The sequence below is a fragment of the Microvirga sp. GN3 genome (assembly GCF_055792825.1).
Map to the genome: position 1 here is coordinate 1 of NZ_JBVVAK010000257.1, position 7,270 is coordinate 7,270.

Here is a 7,270-nt window from a genome sequence, read left to right on the forward strand (position 1 = left end):
TCTCGGACCGCATCGCCGAGAACAATAGGATTGGGTGGTCTAAATTCAGCGCCAGCCATAAAGAAAACATGTCGTCCGATCACTGCGGCATCAACCTGCCAGGCTGTGACAAGCTTACGCAGTCTCCCGCAGGACCTACAACAACCTGGCTCCTCATCAGTCTTACCGCTGATACACGCCGACCACCTCCGCCTCGGCGATGATGTGCGGCTGCGCCTTCGCCCAGATGTCCTCTGCCCTTGTCGACGCTGGGATGTCGAGCCGCGGCACATCAAGGGCGGCCAACCGGAAATGGTAGTGATGTGGGCCATGCCCCTTCGGCGGCTGGGGACCATCGTAACGCGCGTTCCCGAATCCGTTGACGCCCTCGCCCGCATCACCGAGCCCCTGACCGGACGCCCCCTCGGGCAGGCCAGCCTCGCTGGCGGGAATGTTGTACAACGCCCAATGCCGGAACGTTCCCGACGGCGCGTTGGGATCCTCGACCAGAATGAGGAAGCTCTTGGTTTCGGGCGGAGCATCTCGCCACGCCAGCGGCGGCGACAGGTTCTCGCCGTCGCGGGTGTACCGGGTCGGAATGACCTCGCCGTTTCGAAAGGCCGGACTGGTGATGGTGAGCGGCATGGTTCCCTCCTCCGGACTGTTGCCAGGATGTCGTGCGCTAGGTAGCGGCGGCATCCGGATTGACCACGCGTTTGGCGAGCGTACTCAGACTTTCATCCGTGCGCTTCTCCTCCTCCAGGATGTCGAGGAGCGCCGGCAGATCCTCGTCCAAACCGAGTTGCTTCGCCCAAGTGGCGAGCGAACCATACACCGCGATCTCATAGTGCTCGACCCGTTGCGCCGAGGCAATCAGTCCGGCATCGCGCAGATCCTGATCCGGCACCATGCCGGCCCACTTCTCGGCCTCCTTCAGCATGGCCTGCATAGTCTGATCGACGTGCTCGCGGGGCTCGGCGCCGTGTCGGCGCAGGATCTCGTCGAGCTGGGACAGCTGCCAGCGCGTCTCATCGAAATGCGCCTGGATAGCTTGCTTGAGTTCCGGGTGGCCGGCCATGTCGGCCATGTTCGGCAGGGCCTCGACGAGTTGGGCTTCGACGCTGCGCAGTTCCTGAAGTTCTGCGATGTACATGTCGCGGAAATTGTCGACGTTCACGGGACGCCCTCCTTATTCCAACGTTGGGCCTGATCCAGAAGGGTCGTCACCTCCCGGTCCGAGGTCTGGCGGAAATCGGCGTAATGCTCCCCAACCGCGTAGAACGGCTCCGGCGTCAGCAGGCAGACCACCTCGTTGGCTTCGCTCGCGAGGCGCGCGAGAGTGTCCCGTGGCGCAACCGGAACGGCCAGGATGAGGCGAGCCGGCCGGGCGTGGGACAGGCCCTTCAAGGCTGCCCGCACGGTGCCGCCGGTGGCGATGCCGTCATCGACCACGATGGCAACCCGGCCCTTCACGTCGATGGGCCGCCGACCCGTCAGGTAGTGCTCGCGCCGACGCTCGATTTCCTGGAGCTGGCGTTGGGTTTCTTCCTCGATGTAGCCCGGTGGCACTTTGACGTGGCCCAGGGCCTCTTCATTGAGCACGACCTGCGGATGGGCCCCGTCCACGACCGCGCCCAGGCCGAACTCGGCCTGGCCGGGCGCCCCGATCTTGCGCACGAACACGAGGTCGAGCGGCGCCTGCAAGGCTCGGGCGACCTCGAACGCCACCGGCACGCCGCCGCGCGGCAAGGCCAAGACCACCGGGCTCTGATCCATATAGGCCATCAGACGCGGAATGAGCTGGCGACCGGCATCGGTGCGGTCGCGAAAGCTCAGATCATCGGGGCGCATCAGGTCAGCCTCCTTGATGCAGGCGTGAGACGAACCAGTCGCGGGCCAGGTTCCTCCCGCAGGCGAGACGGCGGCCCCCCTCGTGAGGCGCCGCAACGGTTGACGAAGACGCCTCTCCGGCTGGATCATGACGCGGTCGTGCCGGCCTTGCGGCCACTCATGCCGGGCGCTCCGGTGCCGGCCATTGTGGTCCCTGCCACGCCTGTCGTGGTTCCACCTGTTGTGGTGCCGGTGGTGCCCGTCATGCCGGATGTCGGCTGCTGAACCCGCAGATTATTCTGGACATGCCTGACACCGGAGACCTGCTCCACGATGTCCTCCGCCCGCCGCTTGGCCTCGCGGCTGTCGACCGTGCCAGAGAGCGTCACCTCGCAGGACGACACACTCACCTCGATCTCGGAGGCATCCACGAAAGCATCGTCGCTCAGCCGATCATTCACGTCTTCACGGATGCGGTCATCCGAGCGGGTGTAGCCCTTCGGACCGCGCCCCCGGTGCTGACCGCCGCGCTGCTCATCCTGCCGCCGACGCTCGGTGTCGGCATCACCAAACCACGACGAGACCTCATCGCCCGCGCACTCCCAGAAGCCCCGCTCACCGCCGCGCTGGCCATAGTCGCGGCCCTGACGGCCGTAGTCCCAATCCGAGCCGCGATCATAATCACCGCGCGAGCCCGCGCCGAAATCGCGCCCGCCACGGTACGCTTCACCATAGCGCTCGGCCCTGTAGCCGCCGCCACCTTGATCCTCACGGCCCGAGCCAGACCAGCCGCCACCGCGAGAACCCCAGTCACTGCCACGGTTTTCCCGGCCAAAGCCTTCGCGGCTTCCTTCGTCACGCCACCGGTCACGGTCGTCGTCGCGGGAGCCATACCGCTCCGGGGCATTCCTCCAACGATCATTGTTTGCCATGACACAGCTCCCTGGTTGTGGCTGCGCACCGCAGATGGGCCATCAGAGGTGACAGCCACCAGGCCAACGCTACCCTGAGAGGGCCCGTTCCGATCTGAAGCGACGAAATCGCCGCTGCGTGGTCCACGCTAAGCTACCCGAGACCTGATACGAACCACTTGAGCCGCTTTGGGGTGCTGGACCATCATTAAGTGCCCTCGTACAATGGCTGCACGCGCCAGGAGCCGACGATGCACACGATTTGTGCAGGAGCCCCGACGCTCGCGATTTCGGTCCACGCACCCGTGGGGGCGGTTACAGGCTCACCCAGGGAGGTCAGCAATGCGGGTGAGTGAGGTGTGGCGCGGGATGTCCAGAGCGCCAGCCCGGACCAGACCCTTCAGGAGGCCGCCAAGATGATGGCGGATGTTGACGCCGGCATTGTCCCGGTCGGCGATGGCGACCGTCTCGTCGGCATGATCACCGACCGTGACATCGCCGTGCGGGCGGTCGCGGAGGGCAAGGGCCCGCAGACGCCGGTGCGCGAGGTGATGACGGACGAGGTCAAGTACTGCTTCGAGGATGACGACACCCAGGACGTCGCCCGCACCATGGCCGAGATCCAGATCCGGCGCCTGCCCGTCGTCACCCGGGACAAGCGGCTCGTCGGCATCATCGCGCTCGGCGACATCGCGGTCACCGAGGGCGGGCGTCCGGCGGGTGAAGCCCTGAGCGGCATCTCCGAGCCCGGCGGACCGCACTCCCAGGCCGGCGGAGAACGAACCTGACCCGTGGCGGCGAGGCGTCGTATGGACTTACCGCCGTTCGATGGCGGCCAGAAATCCGGGCTCAATCGGCCATGCCCAACAGCTTCCGTCATGGCTCCTGATGGGAATGCACGCGGAGCCCAGTTTCTGGGCATCCCCTGGCTGCCGCAGCGGCACGGCTCCAAGCCTGGAGGCGGTAAGGGGGTGGCAGCGGATCAGCGGCGCGGCTCTGGTCTTTCGTCGATCGGATGGCATGGGCAGCTCCTGGGCATCGGGTGCTTGGGCGCGGACGCCCAGGGACGAACAAGCAAGAACCGCGCCAGCTCGGAGGCATCGGCGGCGGTGGCAGGCCTCTTGGCCATCAAGGGATCGGCGGAACAATCACCCATGTCGAGCGCTTCCGCGATTCGCATCCGTGGATCCACCGGGAAGAGTTCCATTGGCATAGGGATGTTCGTAGCGGCCCGATCCGGCGGGCCCAACCGCGAAGAGGTGATCAATGGCAAAAAGCAAAACCAAAGTCCCGAAGTCGATTGCCGGCGTGAAGCTGCCAAAGGCCCTGCGCCAGTCCGGGTGGCTTGACCCTCTGCTGGCCGACCCGCAGACGCGGGAGATCCTGGCCGATGTGCTGATCGCTGCGGCCGGAGCGGCTGCGGCAGCCTTGGTCAAGGAGCGCCCCAGCCTGCGGCAGGTCGCCGACACCGGCGAGGCGGCTCTCCGAGCTGGCGCGGAGGCGGGCTCTGCGGCACGAGATCAGGTCCTGGATGCGGCCGACGCTGCAGCCGGTGTGATCCGGCACGCCGCCAAGGCGATCCTGCCGAACGCCCTGACCAGTTCCGGCGACAGGCCGGCCGGCTCACGAACTCCGAACTTGCGGACGAAGGCCCCCGGCAAGGGTCCGGATGGCGAATAGCAGCAGCCTCCAATGAAGCGGCAAGCCACGCCAACGGCCGTTCCTGAAGCGCCTCGGCGGCGTCCTTCGCAACCGTGCCGGAACATGCCAACCTGACAGGAGTTCCGCTTCCAAACCGCGACGCAGGAGGCCGGGCATGAGCGCGACAGGTCTCGCCGTTTTCGACAGAACGCTGCACATCACCCACATCTGGCTCGACGAACTGATGGCAGAGATCGGGCCCGACCGGCACGTCGCCTGGCATGTGCTCGGGGTGGTGCTGCGCGCGGTGCGCGACCGCATCCCGCTGGAACTTGCGGTTCACCTCGGCTCACAACTGCCGCTCTTGGTGCGCGGGGCCTACTCTGAGCGCTGGCATGCCCCGGGGCGGACGGAGGACAAGCTCCGCTCGCTGGAGGAGTTTCTGGAACCCATCCGGCAGGAGTTCGCCCACATCCGCCCGGTCGATGCGCGCGAGGCAACCCAGGCCGTGTTCCAGATCCTGTCGCGCCATGTCAGCCCGGGGCAGATCGAGAAGGTAAGGAACGCCCTGCCGGGGCCCGTGCGCGCCATTTGGCCCGATGAACCGGACATGCCTCGCCTGCTGCAGAGGCCGGAGCGGCACGGCGCGGGCCGCTGGAGGCCCGGCACGACCCGGTCTCGGCCGTCCAGAACCACCATCGGCGTGGGGGCGCTGGTGGTCGCCGGCCTCGCGGTGGTCGCCCTGGCCGCCTTCCGGTCACCGGGCAGATGGCCCTTGGTGGCCTGGGACCGTGGCGAAAGCCGCGCTGGGGATCGCAGCCGCCCCAGTGGACAGCACGAAGATCGTGGCAGCCGCAACCGCCGTGGCGGCCTGGACCAGTCCAACTGGGGCCGCGGCCCATCCGAGCGGGATCGCGGCGAGGCCCGAGGCTACGGTGACCAAGGCCGCGGCCGCCGCATGATCGGCCCAGACTATGGCGGCCCCGAAACCCGCGACGACCGCGGCGGTGGCTATGGGTCCGCCTACATGCCGGGCGGCTACGATCCGGACAACGACTACCGGGCAGGCTTGGGCGGCCCCCGAAGCGGTTTCGATGAAGGCCCGGCCTCGGGCCACGGCTATGGCGGGACCCGTTTCGGCGAGCATCGCGGGCGGGGTCCGAAGGGCTATACCCGCTTGGACAAGCGCGTCCGCGAGGATGTGTGTGATCGCCTGACGGATGACCCCCGCATCGATGCCTCCGAGATCGAGGTGAGCGTCAGCCACGGCGAGGTCACTCTTTCCGGCACCGTGGGCGACCGGGGGGCGAAGCGTTACGCTGAGGAACTCGCCGAACGGATCGGCGGCGTCCGGCACGTGCAGAACGATCTGCGCGTCAGCCAAGGAGACACGGCCGGTGGGCCAGGCGGCGCGCCCGGAACGACGGGGTCGAGATGAGCGCCCTGCCGGAACCGGCGCGGCGCTGGTGATTGCCCCCTGCTGAGAGCTCGCGGAGCGTCACTGGCATGCCCATTCCTCTGCCGAACCAGCCCTATCCCGAGCCGACACCGGCCGATCCCAATCCGGCTCCTGTCTCTCCACCCCACTCCTCCCGAGGCGCCCCAGCCCGAGCCTGTTGGGGCGCCGCTAATCACGCCCGGCGACATTCCACGTCGCGGCGAACCAGTTCGGAAATCCCCGTCACGCCCACAACGCTCTAGCCCACGGCAGGATAGGGTATTGAAGGATCAAGAGGTCGGCGTGGTCTTGTAGTAGGCGTCCACCCTGGTTCCGTACTCATCGTCGGCAAACGGATCCTCGTCAGCGCCATAGCGCGGAGCCTCAGCGAGCCTGTCCTTGTCGATGTCGACCACATAGCCGCCGAGTTGCGTGTCGTAGGTCAGCGCCCGCCAGGGCGGCGGGTGGTAACTCTCGCCGATCCCGAGAAAGCCGCCCAAGCTCATGACCACATAGGCGACTTGGCCCGAGACCTTGTCGACCGTGAAGTTGCACACGGTGCCAAGCGGCTCCCCTGCACTGTTGAACACGGGTGTGCCCTCCACCTTGCTGGAGGCGCGCAGGCGCTGCGTCTCGTCGATAGCCATGCCCTCAGCCGATGGGTCGAGTTCCATCGATCCTGGTTCGCGGCCTCGATTGGGCCGCTTGGGCTCATTAGGCAGCCGTTCCTTCAAAGCGGATTGGGCCAAGTGCGAATGCAATCAAAAGGTTGAAGTCACGCCTGTCCAACATGGACTTGCTTCGCTTGTCCGATACTGCTGGCGAGCCGCACGCGCCGCTCCGGCAGCCGGGTCGCGGCGCTGTTGCGGCTGGCCGCGAGCGCGGTCGGGCGCACCCAGACGGCGCTGGGCGCCTTCTACCGGCGGCTCGCCGCGCGGGTGGGCAAGGCCAAGGCGATCACCGCGACGGCGCGCAAGCTGGCGGTGCTGGTCTACAACACGCTCCGCCACGGGATGGCCTATGCCGATCCGGGGGCGTCCTATTACGAGGAACGCTACCGGCAGCGGGTGCTGAGCAATCTTCGCCGCCGCGCCAAGTCGCTCGGCTATGTCCTGGAGAAGGCAGAGCCCGCTTCAACCGCGGTGGTTGTTTCTTAGGAATTCGCTTTGGAGCTTCCGAGGCGGCTGCCAAGCTTCCAGAGTGGACCACCGGCGCTCTGCATTCGAGCGCTGCAGATCAGCTCTCTGGCTGCGAATGAAGCGGCAACATGCAATCCGCCAGCAGTATCGCTTGTCCATAGCAAGTCCATGACCTCATTAAGCTCCATGGCGGCAGGGCAAAAAGCGAGGTAGAGTCCGCGCTAGTGGTGGAAATTTGCTGACGCGCCGGGTGTTGGGATGAGGTGGTCATTGGGCGGACCGGCTATGGTGGAGTTGCTCGACTGCACCCCAGCTGAAGGAACCCCAATGAC

General features: G+C 66.6%; 8 protein-coding genes and 2 pseudogenes. 5 read left to right on the forward strand and 5 right to left on the reverse strand.

Going from position 1 to position 7,270, the window contains the following annotated elements; genetic code table 11:
* Positions 1-162: 162 nt before the first annotated feature.
* From ACS5Q1_RS45420 to ACS5Q1_RS45435, 4 genes are all read right to left on the reverse strand, one after another.
* Positions 163-624, reverse strand: a complete 462-nt coding sequence (locus ACS5Q1_RS45420) for a YbhB/YbcL family Raf kinase inhibitor-like protein (protein WP_473104379.1) — start codon at positions 622-624, stop codon at positions 163-165.
* Between the two features lie 37 nt (positions 625-661).
* On the reverse strand, positions 662-1,156 hold the full coding sequence (locus ACS5Q1_RS45425) for a YciE/YciF ferroxidase family protein (protein ID WP_473104380.1): 495 nt from the start codon (positions 1,154-1,156) through the stop codon (positions 662-664).
* Positions 1,153-1,830 (reverse strand): phosphoribosyltransferase, encoded by a 678-nt coding sequence (locus tag ACS5Q1_RS45430; protein WP_473104381.1) that lies wholly within the window; start codon positions 1,828-1,830, stop codon positions 1,153-1,155. Before ACS5Q1_RS45430 ends, ACS5Q1_RS45425 begins: the two co-directional genes overlap by 4 nt.
* Positions 1,831-1,955: 125 nt before the next feature.
* Positions 1,956-2,741: a BON domain-containing protein gene (locus ACS5Q1_RS45435; RefSeq protein WP_473104382.1), complete on the reverse strand. Its 786-nt coding sequence runs from the start codon at positions 2,739-2,741 to the stop codon at positions 1,956-1,958.
* A gap of 338 nt (positions 2,742-3,079) precedes the next feature.
* Between ACS5Q1_RS45435 and ACS5Q1_RS45440 the strand changes: the two genes are divergently transcribed.
* From ACS5Q1_RS45440 to ACS5Q1_RS45455, 4 genes and pseudogenes are all read left to right on the forward strand, one after another.
* A complete protein-coding gene (locus ACS5Q1_RS45440; protein WP_473104383.1) occupies positions 3,080-3,508 on the forward strand; it encodes a CBS domain-containing protein in 429 nt (142 codons plus the stop codon).
* A gap of 478 nt (positions 3,509-3,986) precedes the next feature.
* A complete protein-coding gene (locus ACS5Q1_RS45445; protein ID WP_473104384.1) occupies positions 3,987-4,400 on the forward strand; it encodes a hypothetical protein in 414 nt (137 codons plus the stop codon).
* A 136-nt stretch (positions 4,401-4,536) separates the two neighbouring features.
* Positions 4,537-4,962: pseudogene (locus tag ACS5Q1_RS45450) on the forward strand (DUF2267 domain-containing protein); the annotation flags it as partial.
* 426 nt (positions 4,963-5,388) lie between these two features.
* Positions 5,389-5,799 carry a BON domain-containing protein gene (locus tag ACS5Q1_RS45455; RefSeq protein WP_473104386.1) on the forward strand — a complete coding sequence of 137 codons (411 nt, stop codon included), beginning with the start codon at positions 5,389-5,391 and terminating at the stop codon, positions 5,797-5,799.
* 290 nt (positions 5,800-6,089) lie between these two features.
* Here the strand turns inward: ACS5Q1_RS45455 and ACS5Q1_RS45460 are convergent, their stop codons facing one another.
* Positions 6,090-6,473 (reverse strand): PRC-barrel domain-containing protein, encoded by a 384-nt coding sequence (locus ACS5Q1_RS45460; RefSeq protein ID WP_473104385.1) that lies wholly within the window; start codon positions 6,471-6,473, stop codon positions 6,090-6,092.
* Between the two features lie 141 nt (positions 6,474-6,614).
* Here ACS5Q1_RS45460 and ACS5Q1_RS45465 point away from each other — a divergent pair.
* Positions 6,615-6,956: pseudogene (locus tag ACS5Q1_RS45465) on the forward strand (IS110 family transposase); the annotation flags it as partial.
* Positions 6,957-7,270 lie beyond the last annotated feature (314 nt).

Excerpts from the sequence above, each read along its gene's own strand:
- ACS5Q1_RS45420 (WP_473104379.1), bottom strand. The coding sequence starts at position 624 with ATGCCGCTCACCATCACCAGTCCGGCCTTTCGAAACGGCGAGGTCATT.
- ACS5Q1_RS45430 (WP_473104381.1), bottom strand. The coding sequence starts at position 1,830 with ATGCGCCCCGATGATCTGAGCTTTCGCGACCGCACCGATGCCGGTCGC.
- ACS5Q1_RS45435 (WP_473104382.1), bottom strand. The coding sequence starts at position 2,741 with ATGGCAAACAATGATCGTTGGAGGAATGCCCCGGAGCGGTATGGCTCC.
- ACS5Q1_RS45445 (WP_473104384.1), top strand. The coding sequence starts at position 3,987 with ATGGCAAAAAGCAAAACCAAAGTCCCGAAGTCGATTGCCGGCGTGAAG.
- ACS5Q1_RS45455 (WP_473104386.1), top strand. The coding sequence starts at position 5,389 with ATGCCGGGCGGCTACGATCCGGACAACGACTACCGGGCAGGCTTGGGC.
- ACS5Q1_RS45460 (WP_473104385.1), bottom strand. The coding sequence starts at position 6,473 with ATGGAACTCGACCCATCGGCTGAGGGCATGGCTATCGACGAGACGCAG.